This is a genomic window from Stutzerimonas stutzeri, assembly GCF_024448715.1.
GTDB lineage: Bacteria > Pseudomonadota > Gammaproteobacteria > Pseudomonadales > Pseudomonadaceae > Stutzerimonas > Stutzerimonas stutzeri_AR.
Window position 1 is genome coordinate 345,128 of record NZ_JAMOHZ010000003.1, and the last position, 14,553, is coordinate 359,680.

The 14,553-nt window shown below is 61.8% G+C and carries 12 protein-coding genes and 1 pseudogene; 2 read left to right on the forward strand and 11 right to left on the reverse strand.

Features of this window, described 5'->3' with window-relative positions:
- Positions 1-41: 41 nt before the first annotated feature.
- From NAV33_RS08430 to NAV33_RS08460, 7 genes are all read right to left on the reverse strand, one after another.
- On the reverse strand, positions 42-1,397 hold the full coding sequence (locus tag NAV33_RS08430; RefSeq protein WP_272887272.1) for a 3-carboxy-cis,cis-muconate cycloisomerase: 1,356 nt from the start codon (positions 1,395-1,397) through the stop codon (positions 42-44).
- A 106-nt stretch (positions 1,398-1,503) separates the two neighbouring features.
- On the reverse strand, positions 1,504-2,433 hold the full coding sequence (locus tag NAV33_RS08435; RefSeq protein WP_255978867.1) for an AEC family transporter: 930 nt from the start codon (positions 2,431-2,433) through the stop codon (positions 1,504-1,506).
- Positions 2,434-3,534 carry a cell division protein ZapE gene (gene zapE, locus NAV33_RS08440; protein WP_423836661.1) on the reverse strand — a complete coding sequence of 367 codons (1,101 nt, stop codon included), beginning with the start codon at positions 3,532-3,534 and terminating at the stop codon, positions 2,434-2,436.
- A complete protein-coding gene (gene pcaG / locus NAV33_RS08445) occupies positions 3,527-4,132 on the reverse strand; it encodes a protocatechuate 3,4-dioxygenase subunit alpha (protein WP_255978869.1) in 606 nt (201 codons plus the stop codon). The genes zapE and pcaG overlap by 8 nt, the downstream gene beginning before the upstream one ends.
- A 13-nt stretch (positions 4,133-4,145) precedes the next feature.
- Positions 4,146-4,862 carry a protocatechuate 3,4-dioxygenase subunit beta gene (pcaH, locus tag NAV33_RS08450; protein ID WP_255978871.1) on the reverse strand — a complete coding sequence of 239 codons (717 nt, stop codon included), beginning with the start codon at positions 4,860-4,862 and terminating at the stop codon, positions 4,146-4,148.
- A 131-nt stretch (positions 4,863-4,993) separates the two neighbouring features.
- Positions 4,994-5,902, reverse strand: a complete 909-nt coding sequence (gene pcaQ / locus NAV33_RS08455) for a pca operon transcription factor PcaQ (protein ID WP_255978873.1) — start codon at positions 5,900-5,902, stop codon at positions 4,994-4,996.
- A gap of 101 nt (positions 5,903-6,003) precedes the next feature.
- Entirely contained in the window at positions 6,004-7,674 is a 1,671-nt protein-coding gene (locus tag NAV33_RS08460) for a glucan 1,4-alpha-maltotetraohydrolase domain-containing protein (protein WP_255978875.1), read from the reverse strand.
- 374 nt (positions 7,675-8,048) lie between these two features.
- Between NAV33_RS08460 and NAV33_RS08465 the strand changes: the two genes are divergently transcribed.
- Complete coding sequence (locus tag NAV33_RS08465) at positions 8,049-9,338, forward strand: maltoporin (RefSeq protein ID WP_255978877.1); 1,290 nt, start codon at positions 8,049-8,051, stop codon at positions 9,336-9,338.
- A 165-nt stretch (positions 9,339-9,503) separates the two neighbouring features.
- Positions 9,504-10,427, forward strand: a complete 924-nt coding sequence (locus NAV33_RS08470) for a MalM family protein (protein WP_255978879.1) — start codon at positions 9,504-9,506, stop codon at positions 10,425-10,427.
- 21 nt (positions 10,428-10,448) lie between these two features.
- On the opposite strand, the pseudogene NAV33_RS08475 reads toward NAV33_RS08470, so the two are convergent.
- From NAV33_RS08475 to NAV33_RS08490, 4 genes and pseudogenes are all read right to left on the reverse strand, one after another.
- Positions 10,449-12,322, reverse strand: a pseudogene (locus NAV33_RS08475) (MFS transporter).
- 97 nt (positions 12,323-12,419) lie between these two features.
- The gene (locus NAV33_RS08480; protein ID WP_255978881.1) at positions 12,420-12,746 is read right to left on the reverse strand and encodes an AzlD domain-containing protein; all 327 of its coding nucleotides are present in this window, start codon (positions 12,744-12,746) and stop codon (positions 12,420-12,422) included.
- The gene (locus tag NAV33_RS08485; RefSeq protein WP_255978883.1) at positions 12,746-13,459 is read right to left on the reverse strand and encodes an AzlC family ABC transporter permease; all 714 of its coding nucleotides are present in this window, start codon (positions 13,457-13,459) and stop codon (positions 12,746-12,748) included. The genes NAV33_RS08480 and NAV33_RS08485 overlap by 1 nt, the downstream gene beginning before the upstream one ends.
- 378 nt (positions 13,460-13,837) lie before the next feature.
- The gene (locus tag NAV33_RS08490; protein ID WP_255978885.1) at positions 13,838-14,407 is read right to left on the reverse strand and encodes a GNAT family N-acetyltransferase; all 570 of its coding nucleotides are present in this window, start codon (positions 14,405-14,407) and stop codon (positions 13,838-13,840) included.
- Positions 14,408-14,553 lie beyond the last annotated feature (146 nt).

The following is a 14,553-nucleotide window of genomic DNA, read 5'->3' on the forward strand; positions in this document are numbered from 1 at the left end:
GTTCAGGACTGCCCGCATACAGCCGCGGGTAAAAAGCAAAATCAGATCGCCCGGTGCTCGGCCACAGCGCGCTCGACCCAGCGCCGCGCCTGGCCCAGGTAGAAAGTCGGATCGAGCAGGCGATCCAGCTCGGCGTCGTTCAGCTCGTTGCGCACCGCTACGGTCTCACCCAACACACCGCGTAGATTGCGGCCTTCGGCAACGGCGCGTTTGCAACACTGCTCGACCAGATGATGCGCAGCATCGCGACCGATACGCTGGGCCAGCGCGATGCTCACCGCCTCGGCCAGTACCAGCCCTCGGGTCTGTTCAAGATTGCCGCGCATCCGCTCGTCATCGACTTCCAGCTCGGCCATCGCAGCCAACGCCTGCTGCAGCGAGCCGGATACCAGGCAGCACAGCTCCGGCAGGGTTTCCCATTCGGCATGCCAGAGGCCAAGGCTGCGCTCATGCTCCTGCGGCATGGCGCTCAGCATGGTGGCGACCAGACCGGGCGCGCGGGTTGCAGCACTGATCATCACTGCGCTGCCCACCGGGTTGCGCTTGTGCGGCATCGTCGAGGAACCGCCCTTGCCCGGCGCCGAGGGTTCGAATACTTCGCCGACATCCGTCTGCATCAGCAGCGACAGATCGCGCCCGAGCTTGCCAAGGCTGCCGGCGATCATGCCCAGCAGCGCGGCGAACTCCACCAGCCGATCACGCTGGGTATGCCAAGGCTGCTCGGGCAGCGTCAGCGCCAGCTCGTCGGCCAGGGCCTGCGATACCGGCCAGGCCTGCTCGCCCAGCGCCGCCAGAGAACCGGAGGCGCCACCGAATTGCAGGCAGAGCAGCCGTGGCTTGATCATCCGTAGTCGCTCACGGTGGCGCGTCACCGCGCCAAGCCAGCCGGCGATCTTCATTCCCAACGTTACTGGCGTCGCATGCTGCAGCCAGGTGCGACCGGACATGGGCGTATCGGCGTGACGCTCGGCCTGCCGCGCCAATGTCGTGCCCAGGGTCGCCAGATCCCGCTCAAGCAAGCCGATGGCTTGGCGCAGTTGCAGGATCAGGCCGGTGTCCATCGCATCCTGGCTGGTGGCGCCCAGGTGCACGTATTTCTCCGCCTCGGCATCATCTTGCGCAATGCGCTTGCCCAGCGCCTTGACCAGCGGAATGGCGGAATTGCCGGCCGTGGCGATCGCCTGTGCCAACGTGTTCGGGTCATAGAGTTCAGCCTTGCAGGCAGCCTCGATGGCACCGACCGCCGCTTGCGGAATCACCCCGCAGCGCACCTCGGCTCGGGCCAGTGCGGCTTCGAAATCCAGCATGCCCTGCAGCCGGCCATCATCGGAAAACACCGCGCGCATCTCGGCGCCGGTGAAATAGGCATCGAAAAGTTGATTGCTGGGCCGATTCAAAACCTGTGCTCCTGCTCTGGTAATGGTTTCAACAGCGGCGATCGCGTGCCGCTGCCGGTCGTCAAGTTAACGCTGCCTATACGGTGGAGGGACTCATTGCAGCCCATCAGGTCATCGCCCAGATGAACAGACTGATGCTCAGGAACGACAGCACCGTCGCCGCAACCAGCGACGCCGCACAGCGCCCTTCCAGCCCGTAACGCGCACCGAGGATCGGATAGATACTCATCATTGGCGCAGCAGCCATCAGCACGCCCGCCGATGCCAGCACCGGATCGGAAACCGGTATCAGCGTGAAGCACAGCAGAATCATCAGCGGGTGCACGATCAGCTTGCCAATCGCCATCTGGCCGACGTCCAGCGCCAAACCACTGGCCTTCATTCCATAGAGGCTGGCACCGATCACGAACAGCGCCACTGGCGCGGAGGCCAGCGCCAGCATGTCAATTACCCGCATGATTACCGCGGGCGGACGCAACTCGAACACCGCCAGCAGCAACGCCAGCGTGATAGCTATCAGAATCGGATGGCGGACCAGGTTTGCCAGCGTGCCGCGCAACGCAGGCCACAAACCGCTTGCGCTCTGCCGCCCTAGCTCGGCTAGCGTCAACGCCAGCGGAATCATCAGCAGATTCTCGATCATCATTCCCAACGCCAGCGCCACCGCGGCCGGCGAGCCGAGCGCTATGGCGACGATGGGGTAGCCGACGAAGCCGCTGTTGGATACCGACATGCCCAGCCCGACCAGGGCGCTGCCGCTTGCCGTGTCCTTGCGCACCTTGCGCGCAAAGATGAAGCCCAGGCCGAACGTGAGCAATGAACCGAGGCCGTAACCCAGCAGATAATTCCAGTCGACCACTTCTGCCAGCGGCCGCTCCAGCAGCGCCTTAATCACCAGTGCCGGCAGCGCAAAGCTGATGACGAAACGCCCCATGCCCACGGTTTGGTCGCGACTGACCAGCCCGGAGCGACAGGAGAAAAAGCCGATGGCGATAAGGATGAAGATAGGCGCGGTAATGCCAAGGATTGCGAACATCTAAACGATCACCCGATCAATATGCGCTCCGTCGACGAGCCTTAGCTGCTGCAGACGACTGCGGGTCCGCGCAAAATCCACATGGGCGCCGACACTGAGCAACTGGTCGGGAGTTACCTCGGCGACCAGCAGCAGTTGCACACCGCTGTCGTAAAGAATGTCGATGACGTTGAGAAAGCGTTGCTGAGCATCGATGCCCTCGCCGTCGAGCGTCGGCACGCCGGTTATGGCCATACGCTCGAATTCATCACGCAACCAGAGAAAATCCGCACTGGAGCGCGGCGTCCGACAGAGCTCATCGAAGTCCAGCCAGGCGAGGCCGTTTTCCCTGGCGCGCAGACGCAGCGTGCGGTGATTCACCTCCAGCGAGATATTCCGCTCGGCCTCATTGGACAACCGTGCGGCGACCCACGCAGCCTGCTCGGCAGCTGGCACTTGCGCGTACTCACCCCAGACGTATCCGCTGTCGAGGCGCTGGCGGTAATCCTCGCTGCCATCCAGGTGGTACACCTCGAAACGTCGCTCGATCAGTTCGATGGCCGGTTTGAAGCGATCACGATAAAGCGGATTCGGGCATAGCCCACGGGGCGGATAGTTGGAGGTGGCGACGACCCCGACGCCCTGCTCTGCCAGTTGATGCAACAAGCGCCCAAGCAACATCGCATCGGCAATGTCATGTACGTGGAACTCGTCGAAGCAGAGCAGATGGGTATGGTCGGCGATCTCGCTGGCGATTATGGCCAGCGGATCACGCTGACCGGTGATCTCTCTCAGACGCCGCTGAACCTCATGGAGAAACCCATGGAAATGCACCCGCCGCTTGGCCGTCACGGGTGCCGCCGCGAAGAACGCATCCATGACGAAACTCTTGCCGCGCCCCACTCCGCCCCACAGATAGACACCGGTTTTTGGCGTACGCAGCCAGCCACGCCGACCACGCAGCCGGGCATCGAGCCACTGGGCGAGAAGCTCAATGGCCGCTTTTTGTGCGGGATCGGCTTGATATCCGCGCGTCGCGAGCAGGCCTTGGAAGCTCTGCGTCACCAGCCGGGCAACGGGCTCGGCTGACGGTTCGCGGGCAGCCTGAATGGCGTCAGAAATCAAAGAAAACCGTTTCCCCCTCACCTTGTAGACGCACATCGAAGCGATAGGCCGGCTTGCCGTCGACTTCGCAGCGGCGCGCAATCAAGGTGTCGCGGCGAGGAACCCATTCGATCGAGTTGAGCACCGGGTCCTGTGCATTGGCGTCCGCTTCATCGTCGAAGTAGATGCGCGTGTGCAGGTGGATGTTGATGCCGCGCGCGAACAACGAGACGTTGATATGCGGCGCCATGCTTTCACCGGTGCGATTGTTCACTGAACCCGGCTTGATGGTCTTCAGCGTCCACTCGCCCGCCTCGAAGGTGGTGGCGGTACGGCCGAAACTGTTGAACGACCGCTCCGGATCGAAGCAGGTGTGATACACGCCGGCATGGTCGGCTTGCCAGAATTCCAGAAACGAGTCGCGAACCAGATGGCCCATGCCATCGAACACACGCCCGATCAGCAGGATGTGCTCGCCAGCGGCTTCAGGCTTGGCCATCTCGTTCCAGATTTCCAATTCCCGGACGGGGTTACCGGCGGCGGCGAGGGCCAGGCCGATGTGCACGTAGGGGCCGGCGGTCTGGGAAGGGGTCTCCGGCAGAAGTGTTACAGGCATCGTCGTCTCCTTCTCAGCGTGTCTCGAAATGGGTTTTACGCTGACCACGCAGCACGATATCGAAGCGATAAGCCAGGCAATCCATGGGATTGGCCATGCCCATGTCGAGCTTGGCGATCAGGCTCTGTACTGCATCATCGCTGATGGTCTTGGCAATCGGGCACAGCGGGATCAGTGGATCGCCTTCGAAGTACAGCTGCGTGATCAATCGGGTGGCGATCGACGGGCCGCTGACAGAGACATGGATATGCGCCGGCCGCCATTCGTTCGGGCCATTGCGCCACGGATAAGGACCGGGCTTGATGGTGCGGAAAACGTAGTTGCCTTCGCTGTCGCTCAGCGTCCGACCGACGCCGCCGAAATTCGGGTCCAGCGGGGCGATGTAACGGTCGTTCTGGTGACGATAGCGGCCGCCGGCGTTGGCTTGCCACATCTCTACCAGCGTGTGCGGAATCGGCTTGCCGTACTGGTCCATGACTCGACCGGAAACGATAATGCGCTCACCGATCGGCAAACCACCGTTGTTGAAATTGAGCAGCAGATCGTTGTCGTGCTGGCCGAACTTGAGGTGCGAAAAATCCGGGCCCGTGGTTTCGGAAACGGACGGCACTAGGGTGATCAGCGCTTGTTGCGGGGAGCGCGCAACCGACGTCTTGTAGTCGGGCGTCAACGCCTTCGGATGCCGGGTACGATCGCGCGCGACGAACAGGCTGGTGTCCAGGTCGGACATGGCTAGCTCCCTTTCTTGAAATTGGAAGTGGAATGGCTTGAAGCCGCTGGGTACCAGTGTGCGACAGGACGCCGCAGGAGGAAAACTGAAAAGCTCGTCTTGATCCATAACCGCACGGTTATGGATCAAGGCTAACGGTATTCGGCAGCGGCTTCGCGCAACGCTTCACAGCACCACTGCATCGCCAGGCTGGCCGCCAGGGTCGGATTGGTGCAGATGCCGACCGAGCCGCCCGGCTCCTTCAAGCCAAGGTCCAGTTCCATCAGCTCGCCAGTGGACAGGTCTTCGCGCACCGCATCGAGCGGCGCCACCCAGACCGCATCGCTGACCCGCACATAATGTCGGCTAAGAGAAACGGACAGCGTCTCCAGTCGCCGTAGCGGTGGGCTGATGCCGAGCTGGATGAACAGGCCATCGGCATGACGGCGGATGGTCGTACCGCTCTGCGGCAACACCACGGGAAAGTCGCCCAGGCGACTGCGATCGCCGTCGAGTAGCTCGTGACCGGGACGCACCACCAATGTCATGGACTCGCTATAAAGGTGCTCGAAGCTGAGCCCCTCGATCTGCGGGGCATCGGTCATGCGACCGACCACCAGATCCAGCTCACCGCCGCGCAACTGGCCAAGCAGATAGGCGCTGGGGCCGGTCACGACGCTTACCACCAGTGCCGCATGCTGCGCGTGCAGCCGCCGTACCACGTCTGGCAATAACGAGCTCTCCACGGTCGACAGCGCGCCCAGGCGCACCACGCCCGCCTCGTGCTCGCCGGCTCGCAAGCTGCGCACACCTTCACGCAATGCCTGCACGCTCGGCCCGGCATAACGCAGGAAAGCCTGCCCGGCCGCGGTCAGGGTCACGCCCTGCTTGCTGCGGTCGAACAGGCTCGCCTCAAGCAGTGCTTCCAGTTCCTTGAGTGTCTTGGAAATGGCCGGCTGGCTGACCGACATGACGTCGGCTGCTCGCGCTAGGCTGCCCTGACGGGACACCTCGATAAAGCACAGCAGATGACGAAACTTGATGCGACTGTCGAGGTTCACGGTGATCGGCCTTTGGATTCTCCAAGGCCATTCTCCACAAAGCCCAGCCGAGCGCCAGAACGAAGCCGGCACTCAGCCGAACAAACTGACGAGGCCGTTGATTAGAAGCTGCCGCTAGTGGTCAAGCCGGCCGCAGTCGTGGCCGTGTTGTTGCCGCCCGGCTGCCAGCTTTTCACTTGGGTCGGATTGGCTTCGCTACGCACGATGCATTTCCACTCCAGCGCCTGCTGGGCTGGCAGGCCGATGCTGCCTTTCCAGGTCGGATAGCTGCTCACATCGGTCAATCGCACCGCTTTGGCCGGGCTCCAATTGCCGAGCTGAGCCAGGTTGCCGACTGCATAGACGCTGTCGCCAGGCTGAGTGACGCCGTTGTCGCAACGGAAATTGACGCTGACCAGGTTACCACCGCCGTCGCCGTCATCGCCCGTACTGCCGGTGGACCAGATGCGCAGCCCGCCGTTGTCCTGATTCAACGCTTGGTTGAATCTGCCACTGCTGACTTGACCGGGATTGTCCAGATTCGATCCGAGCGCTATCACCAACGTCTGCGCGGTCCCGCTGACGGTCGCCACCAAGCCGGAATAGCCGTTGTGGAAGCTGATCGCCGAGTCGGCCCTCACGCCTGCGGCGCGGCGAATCTGGATCAGTTGGCGGATCAGGTCGCCGTGCCCCCAGTCATACATATGCGACCAGTACACCACCGGCGTACCGGGGCTGGAGAGGATATAGGCGTAGGCCTGGCGTACCAGATCGTCACGCAGCGCCCAATGATGCTGACCGCCGTTCTGTCCCGGCGAATAACCGGTGTCGTGGTTGTCGACGAAGGTCACCGCGACTTCGCGCCAACGTGCATCGGGGTTGCCATTAAGGCCGTTCTTCCAGTCGGCGATCGAGCCGTTCTGCATGCGTTCCTTGAGGGCGAAATCGAACACCGGACACTTGGCACGATCAGACCAATCCTTGATCACCTGCTGCCAACTGGCGGTATTGCGCCAATCCCAGCTCGGGTATTCAGCCGGCGCTTTCCAGAGTTCGCCGACGCAAAAGGCATTGTTGTGGGCCGCGCTCATCCAGCTGTCGACTCGCTCGCCGGCGTAGCCACGGACGAAGTCGAAGCGGAAGCCGCCAGCACCGTAGTTGTTGCGCAGGTTGGCGAACTCGTCGCGAAACATGCCATAGACCTGAGGGTGGGCCGTGTTGAGATCGGCGTCGCCGCCCATGAAGCGGTCGCCGTCGTCACAATCGTTGGCGTAGTTGCCAGGATCAGTGCAGTCGTGGCGCCAGAAGCCTTGCCCGGCCGGCAGGTTGATTTCCTTGTTCGGGTAGCCGCGATTCATGTGGTTGGGCACCGCGTCGTAGAGCACCTTCACCTGGGCATTGTTCAGCGCGGCGGCGGCCTGCTTGAGCTGGGCGTCGCTGCCATACTGGCCGTTCTTGTTGAAGTCGTGCCAGAAGTAGCCTTCGCCACCGCCGGACTTGGCGCCATCGCTCCAGCTGGAGAAGTCGCGCCACGGCACCGGCATCCAGATCGCGCTGAAGCCGTCAGCCGCGATCGTTGGTGCCATGCTGCGCAGCGTGTTGTACCACTGGCTGGGCGATTCGCGGACGACGTTCCAGTGAAAGCCCTGGAGAATGATTTCGTCACCGCCGTGATAACGAACGCCGGCCGGACTCTTGCCCGCGAGGTCGGCTGCCTGAGCGGTGCCCAGGGTCAGCAGCAAAGAAGAAGAAACTGCCAGGACGAAGCGGGCAGACAATAAAGGATGTCTCATCGAAGTAGCTCCACTTTTGTAATTGTTGTGAGCACCCGACTGCGGGAATCAGCTCCCCGGATGACAGGGCGCGGACGGCGCCAACGACACCGCCTGCCAGCCCAGACTGCCGCGCCAGGCGGCCTCGCCATACCTCCCCCCTGGCTTTTTTCCGGGCTTAGTGGCCAGGCGTAATGCACACCGGCATACGCGCCCATCTCCCTCCTCCCCCGGTACGCCCCACCGCTCCGCCTCGAAAAAAAACGGTCGGGAGGATGTTGCGAACGTCGTCGATCCGCAGGCTTTCGTCACCGCCAGCCCGATCCAAATACGGAGAATGTTGGCGCCATGGCTGGCAGTACCTGATCCAACAACAAGAACAAAGGACTTTCACGATGAACCCGCAACAATCCGTACGTCTCTTGCAACCCACCCTGCTTTGCACGGCCTTGCTCGCAGCAATGCCTGCGCAGGCTGTGGACTTCCATGGCTATTTGCGCTCCGGTATCGGCGCTACCGCTGGCGGTGGTGATCAGGCCTGCTTTCAGGCAGCAGGGGCGCCGGCCAAATATCGCCTCGGCAACGAGTGCGAAACCTACGCCGAAATCGGCCTGGGTCAGGAAGTCTGGAAAGATGGCGAGAAAAGCTTCTACGTCGACAGCATGATCGCTTATGTCTCCCGCCAGGGTAACGACTATGAAGCGACCCGTACCAACGCCGACGGAGGTACGAATCACCCGTTCGATGAGGCGGGTGATGTCGCCATCCGCCAATTCAACGTAGTGGGCAACAACCTGATCGAATCACTGCCGGGCGCAGATATCTGGGCCGGTAAGCGCTACTACAAGCGCCACGATGTGCATATCAACGATTACTACTACTGGGACGTATCCGGTCCGGGCGCTGGCATTGAGGACATCGATCTGGGCTTCGCCAAGGCCAGCTTCGCCTGGATTCGTAACACTGACGGTGACTACGTCTACCAAGGCTCGGGAACCGGCACCAACCTCGCCAACGACACCCTCGACTTCCGTCTGGCCGAGATTGATGTCAACCCCAACGGCAAGCTCGAAATCGGCTACGACTACGGCAAGGCCAACCTCACCGACGAACAGGAAAGCGATCCGGGCTACACCGATCAGAAAGGCCACCTGGTTACCCTCGAACACACCCAGGCCAGCTGGTTCGGCGGCTACAACAAGCTGGCGGTTCAGTACGGCACTGACGGCATCATCGGCAGTAGCGGTCGCAACAGCACCGGCAACAGTGATGGCGACATGCTCCGTCTGGTCAACCAGGGTGTGGTTGGCATCACCGATGACATCGAAATGATGTACGTGCAGATCTACGAAGACCGCGACTTCGACAACGAATCCGGTCAGACCTGGACCTCCTTTGGCGTGCGTCCGGTGTACAAGTGGAACGACGTCATGAGCACCGCGTTCGAGTTCGGCTACGACTACGTCGACCCGCAAGCTGACGGTCTGGATTCGCGCGACCTGAAGAAATTCACCATCGCCCAACAATGGTCAGCCGGCCGCAGCTTCTGGGCACGCCCGCAAATTCGTGTGTTCGCCACTTACGCCATGTGGGACGGCGACACCTACCAGGCGGCCAGCGAGTCCATCGATGTCGGTGACGACGACGGGCTGACCTTTGGCGTCCAGGCCGAAGCCTGGTGGTAATTGCCCGGTGGTAATTGTCTGAGTGTCGGCGGCGTGCGGCGGTCTCTCTCCTCCCGCTGCGCCCGCCGGCTCTGGGCAACGCTTCTCACTTTCCGCTCCCACCGTTTTGGCGGTGTTTTACCCCGACCGTGGCTGGTCGGGGTCTTTTTCGATTGGAGTTTCACCATGAGCAATCTGCGATTCCCCCTGCTTAGCCTCGCCGTTCTGCTGATCACCGGCTGCGGTAGCGAACCATTGCGCCGTGTGGATGCCCTGGCGCATACACCCGCCCCGCTGGAGCTATCCATGACCGATGCCCGTCAGGCGTTGGCGAGCGCGCCGATCTGCTGCGACGCGATCGAAAATCTGCCCTTTCAACCGATCCCCGTGAATTTTTCCGGTGACGTGACGCTGGACGCTACGGCCCCGGCCTACCGCTTCGACAGCGGCAATAGCTTTTTCCGCGCCTTCGCACTGCCCAAGGACAGCAAGTCCTTCGAGATTCGTCTTTACAGTCAGGCCGGCAAGACTGTGCTGGCCCCTAGCGCCATGCTGCTCAACAGCCGCTTGCGCCCCACGCGCCTGCTCGATGCCGACGACTTCACCTACGCCCCCGCTTCCGGTCTCAAAGGCGACAGCCTGGACGCTCGCCTGCGCATCGACCGCACCTACCTGAACAACCCTGGCAACGAGTACTACCTCGTACTGTTCACCAGCGAACGCCAGATGCAAGGCCAGACCACCTTCGAACACCCGGCCAAGGCCTACGCCAAGGCGCTGGGCAACGAGCCGCCCAGCCTCCCCGATCCAGTGGCGCAGCATTCGCCCACCGGCGTGATCAAGATGGTGCTGATCGAAGACAAGGTCGCCGGCCAACAAGCCAATACCTATGTGCCGGCCTATAGCATCGGCCGCGAGATGGGCAACGATCTGCCTTCCGTACCTGCACCCGCTGTACTGCCGGAAACCCAGGCCTACTACCGCCAGGGTATCGATGCGGCATTGGCGGCGAAGGATCTGGAACGCGCGCTGCGCCTGGCCGACGAAGCCGCACGGGTGGGCGACCCGAGCGCCAAGGACTATCTGCTCGAACGCATCAAGATCAAATAGAGACGACGCGGCGACCTGCGCTTAGCGCCGGTCGCCGCGTAACAGGCTGACCTGCGCCTGTAGCTGCTGGCGATTGGCTTCGCTCGCGGCAACGGGCGCGCTGGCGACGAGGTCTACCCGTGACCAGATGCGGCGGAAAAACCCCTTGTTCGGATCGCGACTGAAGAAGCTTCCCCATAATCCACGTAGCGCCATAGGCACCACCGGCACCGGGTTCGCCTGTAGAACGCGCTCTACCCCCGCTTTGAATTCATTCATTTCGCCATCGGTGGTGAGCTTGCCTTCTGGGAAGATGCACACCAGTTCGCCGTTGCTCAGGTAACGGCTGATGCGCTCGAACGCCTTGGTGTAGATCGCTTCGTCCTCATGTCGCGCCGCAATGGGCACCGCGCCCGCAGTTCGAAAGATGAAGTTCAGCACCGGGATCTGGAAGATCTTGTAGTACATGACGAAGCGCACGGGCCGGCGCACCGCTCCGGCGATCAGCAGCGCATCGACAAATGACACATGGTTGCAGACCAGCACCGCTGGGCCTTCCTCGGGGATCGCGTCGAGCCCTTGCTGACGCACCCGGTACATGGAGTGGCCGAGCAGCCACACCAGAAACCGCATGCTGAATTCCGGCACGATGCTGAAGATATAGGCACTTACTGCCACGTTCATCAGCGACACGACGAGGAACAGTTGCGGAATCGACAACCCCGCGACACTCAACAGCAAGATGGCGACCAGCGCCGAGGCGACCATGAACAGCGCATTGAGAATATTGTTTGCCGCCACCACCCGCGCCCGCTCGTGCTCCGCCGTGCGCGACTGAATCAGCGCATACAGCGGCACGATGTAGAACCCGCCAAACACGCCTATGCCGAGCACCGAGGCGAGATCCACCAGGCCTGTGCGAAGCTCAGCAACTCCAGCCAATCGTGGGGCGTCGCCGCCTGCGGGAATCCACCCGAATGCCACCACAACAAGAGGCCAAACAGCGTCAGACCAAAGGAGCCGAACGGCACCAGACCAATTTCCACCTTATGTCCGGAGAGGCGTTCGCAGAGCAGCGAGCCGAGGGCGATACCCACCGAGAAGACCGTCAAAATCAGCGTGACGACGGTTTCATCGCCATGCAGCAGGTCCTTCGAATAGGCCGGGATCTGGGTCAGGTAGGTCGCACCGAGAAACCAGAACCATGAGTTACCGATCAGCGAGCGCGAAACCGAGAGGCGCTGCCCCAGCCCCATGCGCAAGATCGCGCCGGTCTGACGAAACAGATTCCAGTCCATTTGCAAGGACGGTAGAGAGGCGCCGGTTGCGGGCACACCACGGCTGGCGAGGTAGCCGGCGACTGCCACCAGCACGACACTGCCGGCAATCAACTGAGCGTAACCCTCACTGGCCATCATCACACCGGCCGTAATGGTGCCGGCGAGGATCGCCAGAAAGGTGCCCATCTCAACCAGCGCGTTGCCGCCAACCAGCTCGTGATCTTTCAGCAATTTTGGCAATACGGAATATTTGACCGGCCCGAACAGCGCCGACTGGGTGCCCATGCAGAACAGCACGACCAGCAACATCGGAAGGTTGCCTAACAGCATGCCGGCAGCTCCGGCAAGCATGATGAAGATCTCACCGGCCTTGATCGCACGAATCAGGCGCTCCTTGGCGAATTTCTCACCCAGCTGACCGCCAAGCGCGGAGAACAGGAAGAACGGCAAGATGAATAACAGCGCACACAGGTTGATCAGCAAGCTGGTGTCAGCGTTCGAGCCAATCTTGTAGAGGATCGCCAGTATCAACGCCTGCTTGAACAGGTTGTCGTTGAAGGCCCCTGCTAACTGGGTCAGGAAGAACGGCAGGAAGCGCCGCTTGCCGAACAGCGTGAACTGCGAATGAGTGGTCATCGATCCGGTTCCATGGAGAAGACGTTGTTTCTTGGAGCGTGGCAGGCCGTCGGAGGACACATCATGGTCGCTTTCGAACGGCGTCCTGGGCGCTCCGTCACAGCGGCAGCTGCCCGAACGCCCAACGCAATAGGAAGAAGCTCAACAGCCCGCCAGCAATAGTCGCCAGCAGGTTGCGGCTAACCGCGGCGATGAGGATTGCCAGCACACCGGCCAACAAGTACGCATTACGCCAATCCAGCGCCCATTCGCCCTCGGGCATCAACATGCCCGGCACTACGATGGCGGTCAGCACGGCGACCGGCACGTAGTGCAGCCCCTGTTCCACCAGACGCGGAAAGCGCAGGTTGGGCCAGGCGAAAAAGCTGTAACGGATCATGAAGGTGATCGCCAGCATTCCAAGAATCAAAAGCCAGGTCTGCATCAGAGCGCCTCCCGATTCAACTGACGCTCGGCCCGCTGTTCTAGATAGACGCCGACAACGATTCCAGCCAGTGCCGCGGCAATCAGGCCAAGCTTGTAAGGCAACTCCCAGGTCAACAACGCCACGGCACCGGCCACCAGCGCCGAAGCCACCTGTGGGCGGGTACGCATCATCGGCACGGCGATGCCGATGAAGGTCGCGATCATGGCGAAATCCAGGCCCCAGCTGGCCACGTTCGGCACGGCTTGGCCGAAGGCAATACCTGCCAACGTCGCCAGCTGCCAGCTCAGGTACATGGTCAGCGCCGCACCGAGGAAAAACCAGTGCTTGTGTGGCGAGGCATCTTCGCTGGCATAGCGATGCTGAATCACGGCGAAGGCCTCATCCGTCAGCCAGAAGGCCAACGGCACCCGCCAGCGGCTCGGCAGATGCCGCACGAACGGTTGCAGCGCCGCGCTGTAAAGCGCATGGCGCAGGTTGACCACGAAGGTAGTCAACAGCACCACGGCCGCACCCACCCCGCCGGTAATCAGGGTGATTGCAATAAATTGCGCGGAGCCGGCGAAGACCAGCGCCGACATGCCCATGGTTTGCCAGGTAGAAAGCCCGGCGCCGATAGACAACGTGCCGAAGATGATGCCAAACGGGATGGCGCCAACGATCAACGGGAGGATATCGCGGCAACCGTGCAAGAATTCTTGCGAGCGGGACATCGGTGCTCCTTAGGTATGTACCGCAAACGGCAACGAGCTACGCACCACCATCGCGGCCGGAGCATAGGGAAGCGTGAAGACGAACTGATGACCACGGGACAACCTGCCCGCGGAGACGGCAGACATTACCTTATGTCGGGGCCTGAGGGCGACGGGCCGTGCGTTACGTAGGCTTGTACGAGACCGGAGCCGCTTTCCCTCACCCCAACCCTCTCCCAAAGGGAGAGGGAGCTGAAAGCGAGTCTGTGATTGTTACAGGCAACGGGATTGGAGCCTGGCGCCGTATCTGTAGACCAACAGCCCAACCGAAATACCTCGCCATAGGATGGCGTAGAGCGAAGCGAAACCCATCACCGATGCCGACTCGATTCCAACGAATCAACCGTTCGCCCGCGCCTCCAACACATCCCTGACCGCCGGCCATTCACGGTCGGTGATGCTATAGAGCACCGTGTCATCCAGGCGTCCATCGGCTAGACGTCGATGATTGCGCAACAGGCCTTCGCGCTCGGCGCCGAGCTTTTCGATGGCGCGTTGGGAGCGCAGGTTGCTGGCGGCGGTTTTCAGTTGCAGGCGCACCAGTTGCCAGTCTTCGAAGGCGTGCTTGAGCAACAGGTATTTGATCGAAGTGTTCAGACCAGTGCCGTGCTCGGCCTTGTCCAGCCAAGTCCAGCCGAGCTCGCCAGCCGGCAGTGACGGATTGAAGTCGGCGAAGCGAGTAGTGCCGATGATGCGGTCGGCCATGCGCAGGGTGAACGCCACTGCGCGACCTTCACGCTGCTCGCTGAGGGCGAAGCGATACCAATCCGGGCGCAGCGGGCCGTTGAGGTAGATCAGCTCGTCGCGGTTCCGCTCGGCGAGATCCACCAGAGCCGGAATGTCGGCTTCTGCGAGTGGGTCCAGACGCAAGGCTCCCCTCTGCAAAGTGACCGGGCGCGGCGTAAACATCGATATTCTCCTGACGGGCGGATGGGACGCTGTTGTGATCGTTGCGCAGGCGGGAAGTGCCCCGCAAACGACGCAACCCACTCGCCATGTGCGGTTCGGGTCGGGACAGGTCGTCTCCGCGTGCCAACCAAACCGAACCAATGTCT

Bases quoted from the DNA above. Each gene is read 5' to 3' on its own strand.
- pcaG (WP_255978869.1), bottom strand. From the start codon at position 4,132: ATGCCTGTAACACTTCTGCCGGAGACCCCTTCCCAGACCGCCGGCCCC.
- NAV33_RS08485 (WP_255978883.1), bottom strand. From the start codon at position 13,459: ATGTCCCGCTCGCAAGAATTCTTGCACGGTTGCCGCGATATCCTCCCG.
- NAV33_RS08480 (WP_255978881.1), bottom strand. From the start codon at position 12,746: ATGCAGACCTGGCTTTTGATTCTTGGAATGCTGGCGATCACCTTCATG.
- NAV33_RS08460 (WP_255978875.1), bottom strand. From the start codon at position 7,674: ATGAGACATCCTTTATTGTCTGCCCGCTTCGTCCTGGCAGTTTCTTCT.
- NAV33_RS08490 (WP_255978885.1), bottom strand. From the start codon at position 14,407: ATGTTTACGCCGCGCCCGGTCACTTTGCAGAGGGGAGCCTTGCGTCTG.
- pcaH (WP_255978871.1), bottom strand. From the start codon at position 4,862: ATGTCCGACCTGGACACCAGCCTGTTCGTCGCGCGCGATCGTACCCGG.
- NAV33_RS08470 (WP_255978879.1), top strand. From the start codon at position 9,504: ATGAGCAATCTGCGATTCCCCCTGCTTAGCCTCGCCGTTCTGCTGATC.
- NAV33_RS08435 (WP_255978867.1), bottom strand. From the start codon at position 2,433: ATGTTCGCAATCCTTGGCATTACCGCGCCTATCTTCATCCTTATCGCC.
- NAV33_RS08465 (WP_255978877.1), top strand. From the start codon at position 8,049: ATGAACCCGCAACAATCCGTACGTCTCTTGCAACCCACCCTGCTTTGC.